Source organism: Dulcicalothrix desertica PCC 7102 (genome assembly GCF_003991905.1).
Taxonomy (GTDB): Bacteria; Cyanobacteriota; Cyanobacteriia; order Cyanobacteriales; family Nostocaceae; genus Dulcicalothrix; species Dulcicalothrix desertica.
In genome coordinates this window covers 219,162-243,016 of sequence record NZ_RSCL01000018.1, presented here as the reverse complement: position 1 = coordinate 243,016, position 23,855 = coordinate 219,162, and the positions used below count along the sequence as shown (strand labels likewise).

Here is a 23,855-nt window from a genome sequence, read left to right as displayed (position 1 = left end):
AGTATGTTTATTTACTAATGCCAGTACGTATTTATGTAATATTTTATGCGACATTCTGAAGTGCGGAATATGGGATCTAACATACTTTTTCTTTCTTCCGTTCGCTTCTCCTCACTCCAAGAAAACATTTCAACGGTTCTATCAACAACGCTATATGAACCTGGAATTAAAAATAAATTATCACCTAAAGCTTGATTTGATGTAATCGTTCCAGTTGTCGAAATAAATTTTCCTATTGCCTCTCTATTTGGTTGCGTTGCTGAAACTTCCACAGCAGTTTTAGCAACTTCTGATAAATTTAATCTACCCTCGTTCCAGAATAGCAAAATAAAAGACCCAAAAAATAAGATAAGCCCTAAAATTACTGCAAATACAGAGTTACCGAACCTATCACCCCAACTATCGTCTACAACCTCTGTATATTCTTCGCTCATTGATAACCTCCTGTCGATATAACTAAAACTTTAAATTATATCTACACAGCGTCAAAATAGTTTTTAGCACAACTACCGAAAACTTCTACAAACTTTATTATGTGAAGTATTATTGCGCGATTAACCTTAATAAGGGAAAATTATTAAGTTAGTTTAATTACACATCAAGGAATATACTGATAATGCTTCGTTTCACTGCAATTATTTTTGGAATATTTTTGATTTTGGCAAGTATAGCACTTCCTGCTGATGCTTTAGGAATCAACGAGGGTCATCTTGAAAATTGTCCAGCTTCTCAAAACTGTGTCGTTAGTCAAGATGCTGACATCAAACACACAATTGACCCAATTTCCTATCATATAGACCGCAACAAAGCAAGAGAAACAGTATTAAAAGTTTTGACAGTTGTTCCACGCACAGAAGTTGTAGAACAAACAGATAACTACATCCATGCTCTTTCCAAAAGTCGTATATTTCGTTTTGTCGATGATGTAGAATTTTATTTTCCTGAAAACGAAAATGTAATTCATATACGTTCAGCATCTCGTTTAGGAGAATCTGACCTTGGAGTTAACCGCAGACGTATGGAGCAAATTAGACTTGCACTACGCGACCTAAATATTTAATAAACTGCCATAAACTTCCATCTCTTTCTCTGCGCTCTCTGCGTCTCTGTGGTTAAAATATATCACCACAAAGACACAGAGTCCACAGAGTTAAGAAGTTATATCAAAATATATTAATATAATTTCGTAATTTCGTAGTTTCGTTTTTATGATTATGGCTTATTTTTTTATTCACTAGTTATTTGTACTTAAATACTTAGAAAGATGTAATAAATATCTAAAATATATTCGTGGATATTACTCAGGTTACTCTAATAATCATACGAATAAAGTAGCTACATTGATTCTCACACACTCAGCTACTATGAATTTCAAATCGCTTCTCAAGCAAGTAAATTATTCAACCGTAGTATTACTAAGTTTAATTAACATTTCTCAAGTAAACGCACAAACATCGGCGCCTACCAACACTCCACCACAAGTTATATTATACGTGAATCCACAGTTAGGAACAGATGGCGCCACTGCGGGAAAAAGTGAAGCAATACCCTATCGAAGCATCTCATACGCACTCACACAAGCAACTCCAGGAAGCATCATCCAATTAGCATCAGGACGTTATTACAGCGAAACTTTTCCACTCATCATCAAATCAGGTGTCATTCTCAAAGGTAACGAAAACACCCAAGGTCAAGGAGTAGAAATCATCGGTGGAGATTCCTACATGAGTCGAACCTTTGCAAAACAAAACGTAACACTCGTTGCACAAGACAACTCTCAAATCGCAGGTATTACCGTTACTAATCCAAACGTGCGTGGTACTGGTGTTTGGGTAGAATTTGGACAACCCATCATTCGTAACAATAATTTTATTAACAGCAAACGCGAAGGAATATTCGTAACAGGTAACGCGGCGCCTACAATAGAAAATAACCGATTCTTTCGTAATGATGCAAACGGAGTTTCCGTCACCTCCGAAGCAAAAGGCGAAATCCGTAATAACATCTTTGATAATACAGGTTTCGGCGTTGCAATTGGTGGCAAATCAACACCTTTACTATCCGACAATCAAATCCGTGGAAACCGCAATGGTATAGTACTAACAGACTCATCTCACCCCAAATTATTCTCAAATCTAATTGAAAACAATAGCGATTACGGTTTAGTAATAATCGGACAATCCGAACCTAGCTTAGACAGAAACACCTTCAAAGACAACAAAAAGCAAGACCAATTTCGCGTTATCCCAACATTACAACCAGAGGTGCCAATCGAACAATAGCAACGTGGCAACGGATAGAACGGATGTAACGGATAGCTCATCCGCTACATCCGTTTATAATCCGTTGCCTTATTTACTCGCAGTCGAATTAGAAGAACACAACGAAACAATAAACTTATCGCGTTGTTCTACAAAAGAAGCAGAAGGTTTATCAACTTCATACAACGACTGCAACGCATCCGACCAAGGAAGATAAGTTCTATCGCTGTTTTGATGCTTGATTTGATAATCTAGGAAGTAGTGTGCTTTTTTGAGCGCAATATCTTCCGGTGATAATTTGGCTAACTTTGAGTTTTGCTCTAATGCTTGTAATCCGCTTTGGATTTTAGCACGTTCAGTTTCGGACATGATTTGGAATGTTACAGACTCATTAAGTCCTCGTGATTTGTTCACTAACTGCCATTGATAAAGCTTACCTGGTTCCAAAGCTTTTTCGGCGCCATACACAAACTTTTGTGCTGATGTATTAACAGGTTGTCTCCAAACTTCGGTTTGACTATCGTACTCACGTACCACTAAATTAGCGTCTTGGTTTCCTGATGACTTCCATACAAATAGTGGACGTTCGTGCCAAAGTAAATATGTTTCAAAGATACCTGGTGTTATTGGGCAAACTCCACCAGAACGTGATGTTCTTGAAACTTTGCGCTCATCTTTCCGGCGCCACAACCCAAAGAAATCTGCTACTCTAACTTGGGCAAATGTTTGAGTTGATGTCAGGTTGCTAAAGCTGTCCGTGGTGACAAAACTAGTTGCGAACAGCAAAATCAACATGAACCGTAGATATTTTTTGTTAAGCATGGTTTTGTCTCCTTGTTGCAGATAAGACATAAGCTAAAAATACTGATGATGGTAGGAACCAAGGAAGTAAAAGTGCCGCAGTTATATATAATTGCAACGCTGCTACTCCGTATAACACAACTCCTATTAAACTACCTGTAAGAATTTTCATCTTAAGTTTTGGTGTTAAAGATGACTTGGACTTTAAACTAAACACAGCAGTTTTACTGATTAAAATCGCGAGCGCGATTACCCAAATATCGGGTATTGGAGTAATTAAGTGGCGCCGTATAAAATGGTGAGTTGTATATGCTAAAGATTGACCCCCTGTCATCCACGTCTGTTCCGTCCAATATTTCATTGCTGTAGGTATTGGCATTCGGTCGGGTTGACCTGGTGCTTTTCCTAAACGCTCATCGTTTCCTGTTGCTATTAATACTGCTTGTTTTGATATCAATGGAAACTTGTTCGCGTCTGGATTTTCTATTAATTGCCAAGCAGGTATTTTGGTGTATACTTTGTCGGGAGGTATAGAAAAATCTATTATCGGTTGCTGTCCAAATAATGGGCGCCATTGTTTTAAAGCTGTTAAATCACCTTTTTTAGGTAATTTTGTTTTAATTGTATCAAGCAACTGAGTTCTTAAATCAATAGTTCCACCTGTGTTAGGTTTGGGTAAATCTGTTATTTCTTGGGTCGCTAATTGAGTTAGTGCCATCAAATAAGAAATCGGACATGTTTCGCGACACTCACTTTCAGGTAATTCCACGTAAGAAGGAAATGATTCTGTGTAACCTTGTAAAGTCCAGTTACGGTTTCTAATTCCGTTAGCATCATTAACACTCGCTTCTTTACCTTCGTTTAAAATAGTCCCAAAAACAACCCATCTATTTTCATGGACTGCACGACTTACTGCTGTTCCTAAATCTTTATCTGCTGTCGGTGGATACTTTTGGGGTGTATCAATTAAAAAATCTAAACCAATAACGGGTGCATTTAATTTCCGTACACGTTCCATTAGCTCCGCTATATAACTACGGTTCATTGGCAAAATTTGCGAACTTGGTAGCTTACGTTTGGCAATGGACTCACTATCTATTTCTACTAATGCTACTGGTGGCGCCTCATCAGATGGAATTTGATTCGTTGTGTTACGATAAACTGCTTGGGTAAATACTCTACCATCAAGTAAAAAGTCCTGAACAGGAACCATTGTACCAACAGCAATAGTGACAGCTAATGCGACCCCTTCAATAATACTATTGGGTAAAACTACCTGCCGAATGCGCTGATGCCAAGGTAACGATGGTGGAATTTTATATAACTCGGCGCCTGGGTGACAGAATAAAGAAGGCAGCAAATAAGATGATGGATAAGTATGGGTTTTGTCTAAACGTAAAAATTGCCGTGCTTCCATCATCGACTCGTACACATTTAAGTGTTTACCCAAATATTGCAAAAACTTAACTAAAAATTCCTGTGCGACCCGGTTGTGGACTGGTTCACGCATCACCATTACTTGGCTAAACCCCATGTCTATCAAAGATTCAGCAATATTTAACCCACTGCACGAATTAAATATGGCAACTTTTAACCGACGTTGACGTGCTGCATTCAAAAGCGTTGCTATTTCTTTTATAGATATTGACACCCCTGGTGCGATTCCTAACTCACCCCCAGTTAAATCTGTTTCATTGCTATGTCCAGCAAAGAACAGCACATCCCATCCACGTTCATCAGCTATTGCATTTGTAATATTTTCAATTACCTGCGAAGCTGTTTGCTTAGGTTGCCACCCGACAAATTCCACATCTGCAATTTTTGATAATTCTTTTAAAGCTTCTCGTTCTGTTTGAAAGTCTAACCCAGTATCATCACCCAATATCGTTAAAATACGAGTGCGTCCTTTTTGCTGTAAAGAATGGTTAGGAGCGCTTATTTTTTGAGGAGAACGAATAATTTGGATTTTTCCAGCACTTTCCCAAGCTTCCCACGGAAATCGATCTAACTCAATAGGTGTACAAGTTAAAAATACCTTTATTGCTTGAGCTTGATTTAAATTACTCCCTTCTTGATTCAATTGTGCGCGAATCTCATATAATTCAGCGCTTCGTAACCAACTATTAAATTCATAAGTCAACCTAGACTCAGCTTTAACTAGTTCTGCGTGCCAGTCAACCGAAAGCTCCGCAACTCCTCCACCAACTGCTTTTCCTCGCATTTCATCTGACTGGTAAAAGTTTAAATACGCTTTCTTCCAATCTTGGTATATTTGAGTTAAAACGATAGGATAATCAACTTGTGCAGCTAACCTTTGTCCCTGTCCCCAGGACAACTCAAACAAGCATGTTTGTTCTACTTTTTGAACTTTTAAACTAAATGAATGTTCCATAGCTCAGACGTAAAGGGGAAGGAAGTATCTTAATTATTATGTATTTTTACTTACAGTTATATAACGAAAGTTTAAATTTTAATTTAAATTTCCGGTAAGAATTATAATTAATAGTAACCAGAGCGTTAATTAACCTTCTAAGCCAAAAGGCTCAATTTCAAACACACTGGTATCATCAGCAGTCACCGTTACCCAGAAACGGTCATTCGAGTCACCAACAAGACGAGCGAAAAGAATTTCCTTGCTGCTATCACCTTCTAGAGTTTGGTCAAACAATTGTTGCGTTTTGTCACGAATTTCCAATCTTAAGGTTTGCGAAACTAGTGAACTTGAAATTGAACGCACAACAATTAGTAACATCCACTCTGGGTTATCTGATACTTCATTTAATTCCCATATAATTGCATAAAGTCTTAAAGCCGCACACTCTGAGTTTAAATCACGTGAGGCGCCTTGAGCATTTGAAGGAATGTAAATTTTTTGTTTTTCTAATGCTTCTCGAATCGGTTGAAAATCTTCACTTCTTCGTAATGCTGATGGTGCTAAAGTAGGCATTAACATCCATCCTAATTCCTCAGCAACTGTATCAATTTGATTACGTAACCAACGTCCAACATTGATAAAAGGTTGTATAGGCTGACTTTTTGGCACATTTGTAACAACTTCTGCGCGTGTACATGCATATAACCAATCGATTAAATGAGGATTACTAAACAGTGTTTTCGCTTCATCCATCGTCAAAAACTGTGAAGGATGCTTTCTTAATTCAGATTGTAGCCGAGTTAACTTTTGCTGTAGGGCTGTAGATGTGTCAGTTTGTGTATTTGCTATACTAGACTCTACAGGTAAATTAATTGCCCTACTATCTAAGCAACGTAAATTGAGTAACAGTGCATCAACGTCAAAACTAAGTACATCATTTGGTAAACTATAAGTAAAATCTTCCTCAACATGTAACAAAGCTTGTTGTTTATAGCTTTGAAGCTGTGGATAACTCATAAATCCAAACACATTACCTTGCTGTAATTCTTCCTCAACATGCATCAACACGTAAAAGTGTGCTGCTAATTTAGGCACATCGACAACAGCAAAAGGAATACTTTGTAAATCTCCAACCTTACTTGCCGTAATTACACAAACCTTAAAGGCGCCGACTTGAACATTACAGGCAGCAGCAAGTATATTTGAGTAAGCAGGTTGCCAAATAGTTGAATTAGACACATCAACTTGTATATCAGGTGCCCGTTCAGCCATCCATTGTTCAAAGCCAATAGTACCTAAAGCATTAAGGTAAACTTGCCAACTTTGCTCAGGAGTATAAATTCCCAAACTTAATTGTGCCGCACGTTGAATTTGGGATGGCGCCAACTCGGTGCTATCATCACCAAGCGAGGAAAAATCGAGCCAGTCAGTGTCAGTCAGGTAAGTAGGTTGGTTCATAATGTGCAGATAGGAGTTAGGAGTTAGGAGTTAGGAGTTAGGAGATAGGAGTTAGGAGTTAGGAGTTAAATTTATTTTGTCTAAACAAAGGCAAAGATGATGTGCAAACAGACTCTTGAGAGGTTGGTTACGAACCGGGTTTCTAGCTTCAGATTCTGCTTGTGTAATAATTTTAGTAATTTGTTCGTCTAGTGCTTCGTCTAATATTTGTAATTGTTTGATATCAGTAAACTGTTTAGCTATATCAATAACCTTGGTACGTAAAATTATTAATAACCTTTGTCTAACATCAACACGTAAATCATTGAGTTTTAATAAGCGTGTTACTTCATACTGCTGTTTCACCCCTATTTGTGGTGCAATTTGAGTCATAGACTCACCTCGACAGTGAAATAACTCTAAACCTTTAATAAATGATTCAACTTGGGACGGGCGCCGACGCTGAATTTTGATGATAAACTCTTCAATAACTTGGAAAAGTGCTTCGTCTAATGATTCTTTCAACTGTTGTTGATATAACTGAATAAATTCGTTTTCTTCTTGGTCTTCATTATTAGACATTGCTTGTTGACGCTCAACAATAGGCTCAACTTCCTCTTGGTGATAAGATAACGTTTTAATGGCGCCACCTCGTGCAATAATTCGGTATTCTCGCAACTTTGCTGAGATAAACTGTAATTGCTTCAAAACAGCTTCATTACTGAAATTTTTTCCCGTTCGGGTTTTTAAATCTGTAGCAATGCGAGATAACTGCTCACCAGTTGGAGGTTGACAGGGTAACGTTGAACCCGCAAGAAACTGTAAACGGTCTGCACGGTATACTGCATGATAGCTAACCAGTAACTCACAAGCTTGTTGAACCTCAAACGTTGCCAAATGATACATCCCTGCTAAAATACGCTGTAATTCTTTAAGATTTGTATCATTCAATAATGCCCAATCGCTAACTAAAAACACACCATGCTGAAGTAAAAAATGCTTCAACTCTGAATGCTGTTTTACATAGCGACTCACCCAAGTATTAAGCGAACCTTTATCAGGGTTATACGTCTTTAATATCGTCGTTGCCAAAGATTGGTAAGAACCTGTTTCCTTTTGATGCTTAAAACTTTGTAGCACCTCATCTCCTAATACAATCGGTAATAAATCGTTATGATTAAAACCGTGTTGCTTGCCAAACTTAACGCCTAAATCAATGCAAGCCTGATAAATTTGATGAGAGATATAGCAGCGCAAACAAATTTCAGCCATGCTGTCACTTGCTTGCTGTTCGCGCATTAAATGCCAAAGTTGTCGCTGTAATGCAACATCCGAGTCATCAGCAAGTGTAGGAAACTGTTCGTGTAAGTAGTCTTTAGCTGCGTTAACCATTTCCCTAGAGGGTCTACCATCATTGGATAGCTTGACAAATCCACAATACTTAGATATTAGAGCCACAGTGATTTTACTCAACGCTAATCATTATCAATTGTTTCACCTCCTTCTAAGAATTGCAATTTGTACTTTGACACCCTTGTGGGCGCCTGTTAATGCTCTATTTCTGGCAGGATTAAGCTTATGCACTTTTTTCCAAAACATCTTGTGGCTTGTGGCACAGGCATCCTGCCTGTGTATTATCAGTGTTTATTACTACCATGTAGACACAGAGACCACAGAGAAGAGGCAATTCCGGAATTTAAGCTAAATTAGGCGTAATTAGATTTTACCGATTTTAACTATTTATACTATCTATGGCGCCAGTTCTGATATTTTGGCTATATAACAGCTTTTTGAGTTTCTACACTGGGGGATTGATTGGCATTGGATTTATGAGTAGTAGCGTGGCTTTACCTAAATTATTGGTGGCGCCTGTCATTATTTTACTAGGAGACCTGATTGGAGCAGCTTTCTGTTGGTTGCTATTAATAATTTGGGAAATTGTAGAAAATATATTTAACCTCCCCAAACCACCAGATAACATCGGATTTTTCTTAATTTTTATGATGACAATTGCAGGTTTTGGGTTTGCTGGGTTGGCAAGTGGTACTTTTTTAGCTATCTCTTCGCATCCCAAACGTCGCATCTGCTTAATTTTATCTGCGATTGCTTTATTTATCGTAGGATTAGCAAATATATTAGAATATGGTATTAAGTAGTTACAAGGTGTAAAGCTGAATGTAAAAATTTATACTTATCAAATAATCTAATATCCTGTTCATATGGTAATTTAACAGATATGGCTAGAGACGCTTTTTATCAACAAGTCAAGAATGCTTTAATTAAGGATGGTTGGAAAATCACTAGTGACCCATTAACAATTCCCATTAGTGAAACAATTAAAGTACAGATAGATTTAGCAGCAGATAATGCAATTGCTGCTGAACGCGATAATGATAAAATAGCGGTTTAAATAAAAAGTTTTATTTCAGGTTCAGATATTAGCGAGTTTCATGCGGCACTGGGTCAATATCTTAATTATTGTCAAGCATTAGAATTCAATCAACCTGACCGAATAGTTTATTTAGCTGTTCCAGATGAAACATATAAAGATTTTTTTCAGCTTCCTTTTGTTCAAATTGCAGTACAACGTCATCAAGTTAAGTTAATAGTTTATGAACTGATAAAAGAGGAGATTATACAATGGATAAGTTAGAACACTATCGACAAGTTATAAAACAAGTTTTGACAGAACACGCTGAGATTAGTTTTAATCGTGATAACGTCAAGTCACAATAATTTTTGATAATGAAAACGACCATTATCAATTAGCTTATGTCGGTTGGCAAGGTAATAAGCGAGTATTTGGTCCAGTAATGCATTTTGATATTGAAAATGAAAAAATATGGATTCAATATAATGGTACAGAAGATATTGTTCCTCAAAGATTAGTTGAGTTGGGTGTACCTCCTTCTGATATTGTTATCGGGTTTTACTCACCTTTCAAGCGTCAGTTTACTGGCTATGCTGTTGACTAAATATTTGCAACGGATGCAACGGATGCAACGGATAAGAAATTTGTTAAAAATAAGGTATAGTTATTTAAAATCAACTATCCGCTAAATCTGTTCATCATCCGTTGCCATTAAATATTGCATCTAATAAATATAAACCGAGGTCTTTATTTAAAGGTTCGTTATGTTGGGGACATCCTGATGAGTGTAAGCATCTGGGACATCCAGTTTCGCAGTCACATCCAGATGCTAGTGCGTATGCTTTTGCGGCAAATTTACTTAGGTCGTGAAATATTGCTTCTGCGGCGCCGTTTCCTCCTTCGCATGTATCATAAAAGTAGTTGTATGTTCTGCCTTCTTTTTCTACAACTATACCATCTACATCTAAGCTCGATGATAATACTACCAATGGAACGGCTTTAATAATTTGATGTTGCAAACTATGAAGTGTGATAAAATCAGAGGCGCCTGTCCATAGTGGTTGATATATTTCTGGAATACTATTCCCGTATTTTTGGATTATTTCTTGTTTTAATCTAGAAACTTGTTCACGAAGTGCTTTTTTAACTCCTTCGTTCAAGTCTATTAATACACATGGCGCCTGATATTTGGTGACTAATGGTGTTTCAAATACAATTTCATCTTGCAACGTTATAACTTCTGCTGCATAAATTTGGCGCCGACATTTAGGGCAAGAGTTTCCTTCAAGAGATTTTTTAAAGTTTGCACATTGTTGATTTTTACAGGTTTTACCATATATACGTTTCATTAAACGGTATCCTGTAACGCTGGTGGTAATTTCTCCCCAAGCAAGCGTTAATCTAATTCTACCATCATCAATATTGGTATTAATAATTTTAGGCTGTGCGAGTGTAGATAAAGGTACTATATCTAATTCAGATTCTGCTTCTGTATATAAAGTTGTTTCTTTACCTAGATATGCAAGCTGCGCTTCACCTTTCTCTACATTCAAACTTTCGCTACGATAAGCGATAATATCACCATTTTCATCTTGGAGAAAATAAATTGCTTGGGGAAATACTTCACGATATGCAACTTCAAGAGACATTTTTTCAAGAATATCCCCTGAATGTTTATCAATCAAATTAATCGAAGTATTTGCAGCGCTTCTTAAATTTACCTCTTTGTGTGGATAACCGCGACCCCACAATTTACCCCCATTACTCAAGTAAAGTTTATTTTGCTGGAGTAACGAATCTGCTATCGTACCAGCAACATGTCCAAAGCGGTGATTAATTTCTCTCAACGCTAAAGCGCTTTCTATACAACCACATTCCAAATGCTTACCCAATATAGTTGGATAATCAGGATTAAACGCGCTGCACTCAACGTCTCCCGATAAAAGCTGCTGAGGATTTTTAGCATAATATACATCAATTGGATTTTGTGCCAAAGGTAAATATACTACTAGTCCATGCTGCTTGCGTCCTGCCCTTCCTACTCGTTGCCAAAATGACATCAAACTACCAGGGAAACCACGGATTAAACAACAATCAAGTTCAGGTAAATCAATACCAGCTTCCAAACTAGATGTAGAAATAATGACTTTTATTTGCCCCGACTGTAACTTAGAAATAATTTCCCGCCGCCTTTCTCCAATCAACGAGCTATAAAATAAAGCAACCTGGTTCGCTAAATGTCCGCATCCGGTACGTTGAGTTTCCCGTTGAATTAATCCTAATAAACCTTTGACAGCAGCACGGGAATTACAAAAAACAATCCCGCTCAAGTTGTGCTGTAACCAGGAAATAATCATTTTACTAGCTTCAATATTCGCAGCACTACTTGGTTCAAGACATAATAAAGTACGTCCCGCACTATCAGCACCACTTTCTCTAATTAAATGTGACCTATTAGGTTGTTGTGTCCTACCGCTAAATCTCAGCGCCATTTCTTGAGGATTACCAATTGTTGCACTCGAACAAATGAACTGTAACTTATGTGAATTACCACCAACAGCATCGACAGCTAACCGTAATCTTCGCATCAAATTAGCAAAATGGGCGCCGAAAGCACCAATATAAGTATGCGACTCATCAATAACCACATATCGTAACTGTCTCAAAAACAGGCGCCAACCTTCACCCTCTTGTGGGCGCCGTATATTATATAGATAATGATGAAGTAAATCGGGACTCACCGCCAAAACATTTGGAGGATGAGGAATAAACAACTGCTGTCTTTCATCCCTAGGAGTATCCCCCGTCATCAAAGCAATTTTAATACGATGATTTGGAATAGCCTTCACCAACATTTGTAGCTTCCGCATCTGGTCAAGTGCCAAAGCCTTGAGTGGAAAAATATATAATGCCCTAGTATCAGGTTGCTTAATACAAGATTCAATAATCGGTAAATTATAACAAAGCGTCTTACCCGAAGCAGTCGGAGTAGTAATAGTCAAATCATAACCCGCCCGTAGCTTCGCCAAAGCCTCCAACTGATGCGAATAAACCGTATTCACACAAATATTCTGCAAACCCAAATGTAAATTAGACGGTAAATCTTCAGGTATCGGGTGAATACTACCACCAACACCAGATTGAATATTAACCCTAGTAATAGTCGTGGCAAAATCACGCGCAACAGATTGAAAAGCAACATTAGGAATTTTATCAATCTCCTCACCAATCGCCGCAACATCACCACCAATATCAGAATTATCTAAATTACCTCCTAACTGGGCGCCGCTTTCCTTAATCAACCCCTTCTCAACAACATCTTCCCAATTATCAAACTGAGTCGGATTAACCTCTTCAAAAAACTTAACAATTAAACGCCTACCCAAAACAGCCATCACCTCTCCCACACCATACTCAGGAGAATAGACAAACTTAGAAGGTGCCAACCACTCAGGAGGTTCATTAATTTCTTGGTTAGCCGCACGGAGAATAGCAGCGTAATCAGTAGGCTTTTCAGTCACAATTATTACAAGTAGGGTGCGTAACTGCATCAACAAACCATAAACAAAACGAAAAATGTCAATGCAGTTACGCACCATCTTAATACATTTAATTCAATCAGATAAAATGTTTTCTCCTGTGAAGCTTTGTCCAAAAAAAGAAAGCACACAATTAACCCACTGTCATTAAATATTAGACAAATTAAAATCTGTCCACAATAATAACGATTATCAACTATATAACTATAAAATAAAAAGTATACCATCTACTGCATCACCAGTATGCCACGTAAGAAGCGCGAACGCGCCGACAATGACTCACCTTGGAAGGAAGTATTAGAACCATACTTTCCACAGGAAATACAGTTTTTCTTCCCAAACACAGCTAAAACAATTGGCTGGACACGCCCCCACGAATTTTTAGATAAAGAATTCCAAAAAATAGTTCGTGCTGAAACAGGAAGACTTTACGCAGATAAACTAGTTAAAGTTTGGGATATTAAAGGTAATATTCCTGGCTTTTAATTCATGTAGAAGTCCAAGCTGTAGTTGACGACGATTTTGCCGAGAGAATGTGGTTCTTCCGTACATAGCGTGCTAAATTTTAATTAAAATAGATAATTTTCTTTTAGAATCAAGGCTTACAGGTACTTATAGTTGAAATTTCAGTAATTTGATTTTTATAAAAGCAATAATGGCTGTAAGATAAGCATAGCAATGATTCCAAGCTAATTTACCAACAGATTTAGCACGCTAAGTACGGAAGAGCCATTAATCCATGTAAAACTATAATACTTACACTTTGAATTTGTCTACTAAATGATTTATTTATATCATTCACGAAAATATCTATACTAGTCTTCTCTAAGCTGAGTAATTGAGCTTTCACACTAGCTATATCCTCAGCAGATAAATTATTCCAACGATTAATTTTATCTTGAAATTCTGTCTCCGCAGTACTTTCGTTAAAAGAAGCGTTGATACTAACAGATGTAAATGCTTGAATAATATGTTCATATTTTAAATAAAGAATTTTAAAACCTTTTGATTCCAACTGTTCAAGGGCGCCTTTTGTAAAAACTCCTGCTAAAATAACACCTAAAAAAGGATTGAGATTACTGTAAGTTTCCGATAAAGGGATTAACGCACCTTCAATTTCTTGTGCTTTATTTCGAGAATGCTTAGTATAACGGCGCCATGCTGTTTCAATAAAAGCTACGGGAAGTCCACGAGTATCTTCATTTCCACCTCTTTCTAACACATAGTCGAGGTCATGAAAATTACCATACCTATCTTGCCAAGACACCTTTTTACTAGTTCGAGCTTTGCGTTTTTTCTGGTAATCTAAATAAAAACCGTGTTCATCCGCAACTCCCTGAAGTGTTTCGCGAATAAACTCTTGAATAAGATTCCCAATAATTTGTCCCCATTTATGAGAGTAAGATTCTGCCATATTAGTTTATAATCAACCATTAACCCACAAATAACCCTCACAAAGAGGAACTTGATGTTTACGATTTTTCCATTTAACGTTACGGTCGCGAATTTTTTCAAATTTAAAGCTTTTAAACCCTCCTGACAGCGCTAGTAACCCTAACCACTCGATAACTGGAACGTAAATACCATAAGGCGCCGAGTCTCCAATTACGAAACAAACCTTTGCAGGTGATTGACAAACTCTACGCAATGCTATCCAAACTTTAGCCATATCTAAAAAATAGCAAGCAATCATTAAATGATAATTCTTTTTGCCGCCATGTAATAATCTTTCTTGAGATAGTTTATAACATATTTCTGTAATTGCTCCTTGAATTACTTTTAATTCCGGCGCCGAAGTTACTTCATCTAAGTTAACATTTTTTGATGTTACATGTTGTGAACATGAACGAATTAAATATTGCCGTACAGTAGCTTGTAAATCACCCCAACCGGAAATTTCTTGTAAAAAGCACATCTCTAGTCTTGTTGCATCTGCATAATCATAATTATTTGCATAGGGTGGTGAAGTAATGACTAAATTAAATTTATTATCAGGCAATTCTTGACAGTAGCGCGCGTCTGACTGAATCATTTGTGCTGTTACAGATGTTGCATTTCTGGTAATAGTCATGTCAGAAGCAATAGTTTCTGCCATCAATTTAAATGCTACGATTGGTTCTAAGTAACATTGCTTATTTTTACTAGGTAAAACATATTGCCAAGGAGCAGTACCAACATGAGAAACATGCCGAAGGATAGCTACAAGCGTTAACCAAGCTAACTCTGATTGAGGAGAATTATCTGCTAACTCTAAACAGGCTTTTCGTAATTTATCTAAACCTTCTAATGAAGAATCTTTAAAACATTCACAGATTAATTTTGGATAACCTTCCACACTGCCTTGTATATTATCAACTATCTTTATAATTTTTTGTATATGTTCTTTATAACTCTCTACATCCGTTTTATATAATAACTTTGCCTTTGCGACACGTGCGATAAAAGAATGAGCTTCTACACCATAACATTCTACTCCTAGTTTTTCACATGCGAGTAACGTTGTTCCAGAACCAGCAAATGGGTCTAATACTGTAACATATCCTTGCTGAAGAGATTGAGAAACTAAATTCTCAACCCACATTGCCGAAAATCCTGCACTATATCTAAACCAACGGTGAACTGGTAATTTCATATTATCAGCAAACGTTGAAGAGGTGTTTATAAGAGTTGTAACCATGTCATTAAACTTGTACTAATTGTTTGAGAAGTTTCAATATTTGTAATACCCTGTATAGTCCATTTTCTTGATTCACAATTGTAAATTCGTCTGATAAAGCATATTGAGGAGTGTCTTGCTTTATTAACTTGATAAATTGAAAGTGTTTACCATTCGTAACAAAACCAAATATTGGTTTTTCATTATTGTAATCAGTTGCCATCATATAAATTAATGCTTGTGGTAAGGCAACATCAACACTAAACTGCTTATTTTTTGCTTCAATGACGACTGCACACAGATGTTTAAGTAAAATTCTTATGTCAATTTTACCACGTATAATTTCTTCCCCATCTTCTACAGCAATTTTTATATCTGCTTCTGCTTGCGGGTAAAAAGGGAAGCGCAACAGACCTGCCAACGATAATAACGGCACCAAAATTGAAAGCTTTACAACTTCTTCATGCAAAGGATACTTCATTAATGATAAAAAGTCATCGCGACTTCTATCTAAACATTCTTTTTCATATTCGTTTAACTCAGGTAAATCGAGTTGCCATTCTGGAAAAAAAGATAGCGTTTTAACCTGCACTAAGTTAAATTTTTCTTCTACTTCATACAATGATAAATCACTTGCTTGAGTTGTTTTAACCATTTTATGCGTGTAAATGTGACTTTTGTATTATTATAAAACATCAGTACCTCATTTTTGCGTAGTGTGCTAGCTGAAGAATTTCGGCGTCAAGAAGGGCAAATTGTTGGCGCTCATACAATTTGAGGAAATTGTGAGCATCGACTTTTAATTCATAATAGACATGATTAATCACAGGCGCCTATTATTAATGAATAATTAGTTATATTACGATATGTTACGAAAAGTAATCTTCTTCACAAGTTTCTCATATTTGGAAAATATGTTGAAATTAGATTATCACTGGGTGCCACACTATGAATTACTGTCCTTGCTGTTCTCACGTCTTACTGCGTCACATTCGCTCCTCACACATTTATTGGTTCTGCCGTAATTGTTGGCAAACTATGCCAGTGCTAGAAGATGTTTCGTATCTTTCTCATAGAGCAAAAATTTTTGAATCTCACCCTTGTATTCACATCAGAGATAAGCATTGGGAGATTTATCACGCAGTATAAAATGCTATTTTTCAGGGCTAGATGTAACATCCGTTTCAATTACCAAGTTTCACAGTTGACATTTTTGATTTCGTGTGAGTGTAATTGTGACAAATTTGGGTAAGTTTAAATCAATCCCTCGATTTAAATAAATTGCAACTGATGCGATTATGATTGAAGTTCTAGCCGCACTATCTGCTTCTGCGGCAGCAGGAATCAGAACTGCCTTACCTTTACTGTTCGTGGGGTTATTGCAGGGTCATAGTCTGTGGTCACAAGTCCCAGTTTTATCGCGAATTTCTTCGCCACTTTTATTTGGTGCTTTGACTAGTTTATCGATTATAGAAGTACTCGCGTCTAAAAGATTGACAGGACAAAGGGTGCTGCAAGTACTTCAACTGATATTTAGTCCAATTGTGGGCGCCATTATGGGGTTAGCTTGTGCAAATGTTACAGAAACTCCGCAGTGGTTAGTAGTGTTATTTAGTGCCAGCTTGGCATTAGTTCTCAAACTCGTGCAAGTGGGTTGGTTTTTTCGGTTGCGAGGGTTACCCACATGGGCAGTTTTTATTCAAGACTTCTTATGTGTCATCTTAGTAGTTTTTGCTTGTAATGCCCCTTGGCAGGGGGGTTTAATTGCTTTGTTACTACTATGGTTTGCGATTCGTAGCGGTAAAAGTTGGTACAATTGGTATCGCTATACACCTCGTCCGTAATTACTGTTTCTCTCTTGTCTTGTGGGGTGGGCATCCTTGCCCGCCTAATAATATGAACGGGCAAGGATGCCCATTCCACAAGATTGTTAATCTAATGTTGGGTTAGCACCCAACCTACTGTAAGATGCCGATGAAGTGGAGTAAACCGCGACCTGTTATCATTTCTACTACCAGGGCGATAAATCCAAGCATTGCAATTCGACCGTTCCAAACTTCTGCGCTTGTTGTAATTCCCCATTGCCATTGTTCTTGAGGATACATTTTGATGCGCTTCTTCATTTGCGTGACTTGTGATAAGTCAAGATTTGGAGATTTTAACGCGTTAACAACTAAGTCAGCTAATGCACGAATAAATGTTGGATGTGTATTTAATGCTGGAACACGACGGAAGTTGTGTATTCCCGCTTCTTCTGCAAGCTCACGATATTCTATATCGATTTCTTGGAGTGTTTCAATATGTTCGGATACAAAGCTAATTGGTACAACTACTAAATTCTGAATACCTTTGGCGCCTAATTCCTGAATTGCATCTTCTGTATAAGGCTGTAACCATTCTACTGGGCCTACACGACTTTGATAAGCTAACGTGTAAGCATTGGGACGGTTGAGGGTACGCATTATTAATTCGGTACATTCCTCTATTTCTTGCTGGTAGGGGTCACCTGCTTCTTCAACGTAACTCTTTGGTACACCGTGTGCGCTAAAAAAGATATGCGCTTCTGAGGGGTTGGGCAGTTGGTCAAGTTCTTGCGCGATCAGGTCTGCCATTGCCTTCAAATATCCAGGTTGCTTGTACCAAGATGCAATGACAGTATACTCGATTTGTTGAAGCTTAGGGTCTGTTTTCCACATCTGTTCGAGTAAGCGGAAACTAGAACCACTGGTACTAATGGAAAACTGCGGGTATAAGGGGAGAATAACTAACTTTTCTATCTCTGTATCGTGTGTCAAACTAGCTACTGCTTCTTCTGTATATGGATGCCAATAACGCATTCCTACGTATATTTCAGCATCTTCCCCCAAAGTTTGCAGTTCTTGTTTAAGAGCTTCACCTTGAGCTTCGGTTATTTGCCGCAGTGGTGAACCTCCACCAATTTGTTTGTAATTTTCTTGTGAGGTTTTTGTACGTCGTGAAGCAATAAACCATGCCAAAGGTTTTTGCAGCCAACGAAACGGTAGGCGGATAATCTCTGGATCTGAGAATAAATTGTACAAGAATGGCCCTACGTCATCCAGCTTGTCGGGACCACCGAGATTTAGCAGTAATACGCCTACACGACCCATAGCAGTTACTTTCTCCCAAGCACTTATCTAGTTTTTTTACTAATAATAGCAATATATCTTTACTTAATATATAGTTTATTTGTGAACTTTGAAGCAATTATTTTAAAAATTTTTGCTTTGGAGTTACACTAACAACAGCGACTCCACACCCACGTACACGCTTCCATGATTCTGTTCGCACTATCGCTTGCGCCAGCTACCTCAATTATAAAGTTTCTTAGCAACGCTTAACAATATGCTCATATATTAATCTAAATTTTGATAAACTCGCCCCTAATCTTATAATCAAACATTTACACGGTAAGGCAACTGCTCACCTTTCAACCCAGAAATTAAATTTTCAATCGCCATATCTGCCATTTTTTGGCGTGTCTTGTAGCTTGCGCTACCAATATGTGGTGCAATAACTAAATTATTTAGGCTTAATAATGGACTGTCGCTTTTTATCGGTTCGGGGTCGGTGACATCAATAGCGGCGCCTGCAATTTGTTTATTTACAAGCGCATTATATAATTCTTCTTGGTTCACAATGCTGCCGCGTGCGGTGTTGATGAAAATAGCACTTCGTTTCATCAGTTCAAACTGCGTTTTCCCGAACAAATGATATGTATCATTAGTTAATGGTGTATGAATTGTAACAAAATCCGATTCTTCTAGTAAAGTCTCAAAGCTTACAAATTCAGCATTTAACTTCTTTTCTAACTCTTTATCACAGCATTTTGTACTGGTATAAATAATTTTCATATCAAATCCGCTGGCACGACGAGCAACAGCTTGACCAATACGTCCAAACCCAATAATCCCCAATGTGGCGCCAGTAATATCTGCACCCAATAATAAATCTGGTTCCCAAGTTTGCCACCGAAGAGCGTGAGTAAATTTATCTGCTTCAACGATACGACGTGCAGATGCCATTAACAATGCCCAAGTCAAATCAGCCGTTGCATCAGTTAATACACCAGGAGTATTACCAACGGGTATTTTTCTAGCGGTAGCAGCACCAACATCTATATTGTCATAACCGACTGCCATCTGACTTATTACACGTAGATTTGTCGCAGTTTCAATTAACTGTTCGTCAATTTTGTCTGTTAACAAACATAACAAACCATCAATACCTCTAACTTTTGAAAGCAATACTTCATATGCAGGAGGTTGACGTTCAAGCCATACTTCAACGTCAGCAAACTGCTGTAATATACTTAAATTAGTAGGAAGGTTACGAGTAATAAAGACTTTGGGCTTTGTCATGGCATAAAGGCAATTAATTAAAATGGCTAGCTATGGCAGCAGCAAATCCATCAAAAGAGCTAAAATCGTCAGCAATAATAGAGACGTTTAACCCTAATTTTCTCGCATTGGCGCCTGTATATGGGCCAAAACAAGCTATCACGGTATTTTGATAATCAGAAACATCACACATATTTAAGAAAGCACTAATCTCCGCGCTGCTACTAAAAGCAATTACATCCACTTTACCCTGACGAATCAATTCTAACTCAACGTTATATATCTCTTTGTCCAAACTCCGCGTTTGATACGCAGTAACGCGAGTGACATTCATTCCCAATTTTTCTAGTCCAGCTACAAAGTTCGGAATAACATCAGGTTCAGGAATGCCAATTACTTCGGATGCTGGAATTAAAATATTTTTACCTTCAATATCAGATATTTTTGCCAGTTCCCGAATTATACCTGTTGGACTTGGTTCTTCGGGTATTACATCTACTTCGGCGCCTAAAGCTTCCAAAAGTTCAGCATCTTTGCCTATCGCACATAAATGTATCTGCTGAAGCAATGAAGTATCCATTTTTAACTCTCGCATCCGCTTACTAACAGCATCAATGCCATTTCGACTAGTGAACGCAATCGAATCATATGTATTAATTTTTCTCAGATGCTCATCTAATATAGTAAAATCTTCTAAAGGGCTAGTTTCAATTACTGGCATAAACAGTGGCAAAGCACCTTGATTAATTAACGCACTAGACAACCTTACCGCATAAACACGCGGCGCCGTTATGATTATTCTTTTTCCGTGCAAAAGCAATTTATTATACATTTTATTAATGCTGTTAGATTCTCGAATTAACTTCAGCACTTACAATAAGCTAGATTTTAAATAGAAGCAACTTGAAGAATAAAAAACGTCTATACTGAGAACTGATTGATACATTGTAATTTTTAAATGGTTATTAATGATGTAATTAACTTTTCTTAATCATCAATTTAGCACTAACAGGGTATATTACAGGTCTGTATGCGTAATTTTTAACAATAAAGTACTTAATTAAGCCGCAATGACCAGAATATTCGATGCTTTCCTAGCGGGTGGACTTGTTATGTACCCCTTGCTAGCTTTATCAGTTTTAACTTTTGCTTATGCTATAGAACGGGTATGGTATTGGTTTAAATTAATTTTTCAAGAAAAACAAGTGGTACATGAAGTCCTCAGAGCAGCAAAAACAGACTTAGACCAAGCTTTAACTCTTGCCGAACGTTCGGAAGGTTTAGCTATTGGTCGTGTACTTGCGGCGCCACTCAAGTTAAAATTTGCATCACCAGAAACATTTCACCTCGCTCTCTTAGCTGCTTTAGACAGAGAATTTATTGAAATGCGTCGGGGTGATAAACTACTCGAAAGCATCGCGGCTGTGGCGCCTCTATGTGGTATCGTCGGAACTGCAAACGGTTTAATTACCATGTTCTACAATCTTAAATCTGGTGGAGCAGATAGCACTAGTGTATTGGCGGTTACAAGCGGTATTGGGCAAGCTTTAATAGCTAGTGGTGCAGGAATATCTCTAGCGGTAGCAGCATTTGTATTTCTTCGGACTTTCATGATTTTGCGCGCACAACAGATGGACTACTTTTCCAAAGTTGGTAGCGAACTAGAGTTAATTTACTTGCATTCATTAAATCATCCACTTAAAATCAATTCTACCTCCATTTGAAAACAGAATCACCAGAACTATAAAACTGTAGGCGCCCGTATCCGAGAAATTGTCCATAAGCTTTTTCTCCTGCGGGAAATGCCGTTACACCAAATAGATAAACACCAGGAACCGTAGGGTTTTGCACTGGTTTCATGGCAACTGTAATAGTTTTTCCTGGTGGGATGGCAGGGTTAAAAGTCATGGAAACGGTTCTTTCTGTGCGTTGAGAAGTCACATCAGAAAGTCCTAACTTTTGACCTTCCCTGCTGCGTGTTCCTTCAAAAGCATAAGTTTTCTTAAGGTCAAAGCGAATGTTATCAACACCTTCGCGTTGGTTGAGTGTAATCCTTTGTAGAGGTTCAACGGCATTATCTGGAACACTAATCGTAAAATAATATGTGGCGCCCCAAACATATACATCATTATATGTAGTTGCAGCTTCGACAAGACGCGGCGGTTGATTGAAGTAAACCGTTCCGCGTATTTCTGCCGCATAACTAACTGATGCCATCATTGAAAATAACGCTGCACTAATTAAATATCTAATTCCGACCCTCATGTTCTTCCTATAGAGGACAAACCCAAGCTGTTAGTTGCCCATACATGTAAATATACGTAATTTCAGCCTGCTACTCTAACTCTACATTTACTTCCCCTACAGATAATTAAAGTTTTGACAAAATCTCTTGTGGAACAGGCATCTTGCCTGTTAATAATATAAATGTATAAAAAAAATAACTTTAAACAAAGACTAAGTAATTATGCGTAAAATAGCCCTACTTTGTATATTATTTTTAGGAGTAATATTACCTTCAGAAGCTCATTCTAAAAAGCCTCAACCACAAGTAGTTCGAGGAAACTGTGGCAAACGTAGTTGTAACGAAGTTCTAAAAACCTTACGTAAGACATACCCAATCTATGTTCAAGACTTTGAAAAACAATGTCCTCGTCCTAAAACTCTTGGTTTACAAGTTATAAACGATGAAACGAGAGGACAACGAGCCTTATTTAACTGCTGGGAAGCAAAGAAACAAAAGCGAACTCGTTACGGTGACTATTTGGGTTCTTTACCTATGCCAGGAAGTGAGTCAAAATTTTTAATTCCCTTACCCACATCAGCATACACCCAAGAATTGCAAACTAAATACTTAGGACAAATTAAACAAGCTCAATTTAAGTGTGGAACTAAGAGCGGCGCCTTTAATATTTTAGAGGATAAACAAAATAACACCGTTCAGCTACAGTGTTATTTTACAGCTGGTGTCGTTAGCTTAGATGAAAACGGTGACTTTGCATCTGATGGAGAAGCATCTAAAGGCGCCTTCGTTGATGAGATACTAGGTACATTCTCACTAAAAACTAACTAAACTCCTTTCTGGAGTGAACTCTGCGTCTGTGTGGTAGAAAACAAAGAGACATAGTTATGGTAACGAAAATTGTTTTTGATAAAGCTGTATATCTTGATTTTGCCAAAAACTAGAAATTTTGGCGCCGACTTTTTCAGGGTAGAAGCAGTGAAAGAAGTGACCACCTTGAGGACACTCCCAAAGCATATCTTGTAATTTCAGATATAGTTCCCAGTCATGTAGTTCAGGGTAACTTACGATAGGGTCAGTTTTGCAACCACACACCATTAATGGAACAGATACTCCACCCTTGGGTAAATTCTCTCTTTGGTACATTGAATGCATTAAGGGTAAATTTTCTAAATCTTTATTTAAGTTATTAATTAATTTATTCGCATGGCACGGAAGTTTATCGCGAAATAAGTTATACACTGTATTGATTAAAACTTGGGTACGAGTCAGGTTGAATAACTGACGCTGCTGATAATAGTGTACGTGCCAAGTATTTGCAGGTTGTCCTGCAACTGCCAATAGCGTTAATGAATTTACATACTGTGGATATTTACGAGTAAAAATTAGTGCAATTACTCCACCTATGCCATGTCCTACTAAATGCACTGGACGACTAGTTTTGAGAAATTTATGTAGTAAATCTACCGCAACATCAATTGAGGCGCCTTCATCAGCGGTTTGAAAATACTCCCAGTGTCCAATACTTTTATATTGATTTAAATTTATTAGCAAAGGCATGTGTAGGCATTTCAATGAGGGACTAGCGCTAACCCAAAGTGCATCAAAATTAGCAGACATTTTATCTCCAATATTAACTATAAACATCTATGACGCAGTGATTCCCCTTCATAATCACCACCAGGTGTTATTACTTAATGACTATTTATTTCAATAATTCCTAATTAACATCATACTCAATACCTATTGAATAAAAGTTCAACCCTAACAGAATGAGTTTTTATGAATGTTCAATCCTAAAAACCCGGTTTCTTTA

General features: G+C 37.5%; 20 protein-coding genes and 3 pseudogenes. 9 read left to right on the top strand and 14 right to left on the bottom strand.

Annotated elements, in window-relative coordinates; all coding sequences use genetic code 11:
* Positions 1-14: 14 nt before the first annotated feature.
* Positions 15-434 (bottom strand): hypothetical protein, encoded by a 420-nt coding sequence (locus DSM106972_RS33370; RefSeq protein WP_127084721.1) that lies wholly within the window; start codon positions 432-434, stop codon positions 15-17.
* A 182-nt stretch (positions 435-616) separates the two neighbouring features.
* Between DSM106972_RS33370 and DSM106972_RS33365 the strand changes: the two genes are divergently transcribed.
* Together DSM106972_RS33365 and DSM106972_RS33360 are read left to right on the top strand one after the other, a co-directional pair.
* Complete coding sequence (locus tag DSM106972_RS33365) at positions 617-1,060, top strand: DUF1499 domain-containing protein (RefSeq protein WP_127084720.1); 444 nt, start codon at positions 617-619, stop codon at positions 1,058-1,060.
* A gap of 304 nt (positions 1,061-1,364) precedes the next feature.
* A complete protein-coding gene (locus tag DSM106972_RS33360) occupies positions 1,365-2,282 on the top strand; it encodes a right-handed parallel beta-helix repeat-containing protein (RefSeq protein WP_127084719.1) in 918 nt (305 codons plus the stop codon).
* A gap of 69 nt (positions 2,283-2,351) precedes the next feature.
* Here DSM106972_RS33360 and DSM106972_RS33355 read toward each other — a convergent pair whose 3' ends face one another.
* The 4 genes from DSM106972_RS33355 to DSM106972_RS33340 form a co-directional block, all read right to left on the bottom strand.
* Entirely contained in the window at positions 2,352-3,083 is a 732-nt protein-coding gene (locus DSM106972_RS33355) for a hypothetical protein (protein WP_127084718.1), read from the bottom strand.
* Positions 3,076-5,454, bottom strand: coding sequence for a CHASE2 domain-containing protein (locus DSM106972_RS33350; protein ID WP_127084717.1), 2,379 nt, complete (start codon positions 5,452-5,454; stop codon positions 3,076-3,078). Before DSM106972_RS33350 ends, DSM106972_RS33355 begins: the two co-directional genes overlap by 8 nt.
* Before the next feature lie 129 nt (positions 5,455-5,583).
* Complete coding sequence (locus DSM106972_RS33345; RefSeq protein ID WP_127084716.1) at positions 5,584-6,894, bottom strand: DUF1822 family protein; 1,311 nt, start codon at positions 6,892-6,894, stop codon at positions 5,584-5,586.
* A gap of 51 nt (positions 6,895-6,945) precedes the next feature.
* Positions 6,946-8,331, bottom strand: coding sequence for a hypothetical protein (locus tag DSM106972_RS33340; protein WP_233787422.1), 1,386 nt, complete (start codon positions 8,329-8,331; stop codon positions 6,946-6,948).
* A gap of 293 nt (positions 8,332-8,624) precedes the next feature.
* Between DSM106972_RS33340 and DSM106972_RS33335 the strand changes: the two genes are divergently transcribed.
* The 3 genes and pseudogenes from DSM106972_RS33335 to DSM106972_RS33325 all read left to right on the top strand — a co-directional run bounded on the left by DSM106972_RS33335 (position 8,625) and on the right by DSM106972_RS33325 (position 9,848).
* Positions 8,625-9,029, top strand: a complete 405-nt coding sequence (locus tag DSM106972_RS33335) for a hypothetical protein (RefSeq protein WP_127084715.1) — start codon at positions 8,625-8,627, stop codon at positions 9,027-9,029.
* Between the two features lie 80 nt (positions 9,030-9,109).
* Positions 9,110-9,526, top strand: a pseudogene (locus DSM106972_RS33330) (element excision factor XisH family protein).
* Positions 9,514-9,848 (top strand): annotated as a pseudogene (locus DSM106972_RS33325) (XisI protein). Before DSM106972_RS33330 ends, DSM106972_RS33325 begins: the two co-directional pseudogenes overlap by 13 nt.
* 94 nt (positions 9,849-9,942) lie before the next feature.
* On the opposite strand, the gene DSM106972_RS33320 reads toward DSM106972_RS33325, so the two are convergent.
* Positions 9,943-12,765, bottom strand: coding sequence for a DEAD/DEAH box helicase (locus DSM106972_RS33320; RefSeq protein ID WP_233787421.1), 2,823 nt, complete (start codon positions 12,763-12,765; stop codon positions 9,943-9,945).
* Positions 12,766-13,026: 261 nt separating this feature from the next.
* Here DSM106972_RS33320 and DSM106972_RS33315 point away from each other — a divergent pair.
* Positions 13,027-13,328, top strand: a pseudogene (locus DSM106972_RS33315) (hypothetical protein); the annotation flags it as partial.
* A gap of 161 nt (positions 13,329-13,489) precedes the next feature.
* Here the strand turns inward: DSM106972_RS33315 and DSM106972_RS33310 are convergent.
* Genes DSM106972_RS33310 through DSM106972_RS33300 form a run of 3 tightly spaced genes read right to left on the bottom strand, consistent with a single transcriptional unit; the run spans position 13,490 to position 16,094 of the window.
* Complete coding sequence (locus tag DSM106972_RS33310; protein WP_127084713.1) at positions 13,490-14,197, bottom strand: DNA methylase; 708 nt, start codon at positions 14,195-14,197, stop codon at positions 13,490-13,492.
* Between the two features lie 12 nt (positions 14,198-14,209).
* Entirely contained in the window at positions 14,210-15,460 is a 1,251-nt protein-coding gene (locus DSM106972_RS33305) for a DNA methyltransferase (protein ID WP_127084712.1), read from the bottom strand.
* Positions 15,461-15,464: 4 nt separating this feature from the next.
* Complete coding sequence (locus DSM106972_RS33300) at positions 15,465-16,094, bottom strand: restriction endonuclease subunit R (protein ID WP_127084711.1); 630 nt, start codon at positions 16,092-16,094, stop codon at positions 15,465-15,467.
* Between the two features lie 643 nt (positions 16,095-16,737).
* On the opposite strand from DSM106972_RS33300, the gene DSM106972_RS33290 reads away from it, so the two are divergent.
* Entirely contained in the window at positions 16,738-17,283 is a 546-nt protein-coding gene (locus DSM106972_RS33290; protein WP_127084709.1) for a DUF4126 domain-containing protein, read from the top strand.
* Between the two features lie 114 nt (positions 17,284-17,397).
* Here DSM106972_RS33290 and hemH read toward each other — a convergent pair whose 3' ends face one another.
* From hemH to DSM106972_RS33275, 3 genes are all read right to left on the bottom strand, one after another.
* Positions 17,398-18,567, bottom strand: a complete 1,170-nt coding sequence (hemH, locus tag DSM106972_RS33285; protein WP_127084708.1) for a ferrochelatase — start codon at positions 18,565-18,567, stop codon at positions 17,398-17,400.
* 285 nt (positions 18,568-18,852) lie between these two features.
* Complete coding sequence (locus tag DSM106972_RS33280; RefSeq protein WP_127084707.1) at positions 18,853-19,818, bottom strand: 2-hydroxyacid dehydrogenase; 966 nt, start codon at positions 19,816-19,818, stop codon at positions 18,853-18,855.
* Positions 19,819-19,831: 13 nt separating this feature from the next.
* Positions 19,832-20,629 carry a uroporphyrinogen-III synthase gene (locus DSM106972_RS33275; RefSeq protein WP_127084706.1) on the bottom strand — a complete coding sequence of 266 codons (798 nt, stop codon included), beginning with the start codon at positions 20,627-20,629 and terminating at the stop codon, positions 19,832-19,834.
* A gap of 238 nt (positions 20,630-20,867) precedes the next feature.
* Between DSM106972_RS33275 and DSM106972_RS33270 the strand changes: the two genes are divergently transcribed.
* Positions 20,868-21,521: a MotA/TolQ/ExbB proton channel family protein gene (locus DSM106972_RS33270; RefSeq protein WP_233787420.1), complete on the top strand. Its 654-nt coding sequence runs from the start codon at positions 20,868-20,870 to the stop codon at positions 21,519-21,521.
* Here the strand turns inward: DSM106972_RS33270 and DSM106972_RS33265 are convergent.
* The gene (locus DSM106972_RS33265; protein WP_411675355.1) at positions 21,508-22,017 is read right to left on the bottom strand and encodes a DUF2808 domain-containing protein; all 510 of its coding nucleotides are present in this window, start codon (positions 22,015-22,017) and stop codon (positions 21,508-21,510) included. The two genes, DSM106972_RS33270 and DSM106972_RS33265, sit on opposite strands and share 14 nt — an antisense overlap.
* 247 nt (positions 22,018-22,264) lie before the next feature.
* Between DSM106972_RS33265 and DSM106972_RS33260 the strand changes: the two genes are divergently transcribed.
* A complete protein-coding gene (locus tag DSM106972_RS33260) occupies positions 22,265-22,870 on the top strand; it encodes a hypothetical protein (RefSeq protein ID WP_127084704.1) in 606 nt (201 codons plus the stop codon).
* A 54-nt stretch (positions 22,871-22,924) separates the two neighbouring features.
* Here DSM106972_RS33260 and DSM106972_RS33255 read toward each other — a convergent pair whose 3' ends face one another.
* A complete protein-coding gene (locus tag DSM106972_RS33255; protein ID WP_127084703.1) occupies positions 22,925-23,659 on the bottom strand; it encodes an alpha/beta fold hydrolase in 735 nt (244 codons plus the stop codon).
* Positions 23,660-23,855: the final 196 nt, after the last annotated feature.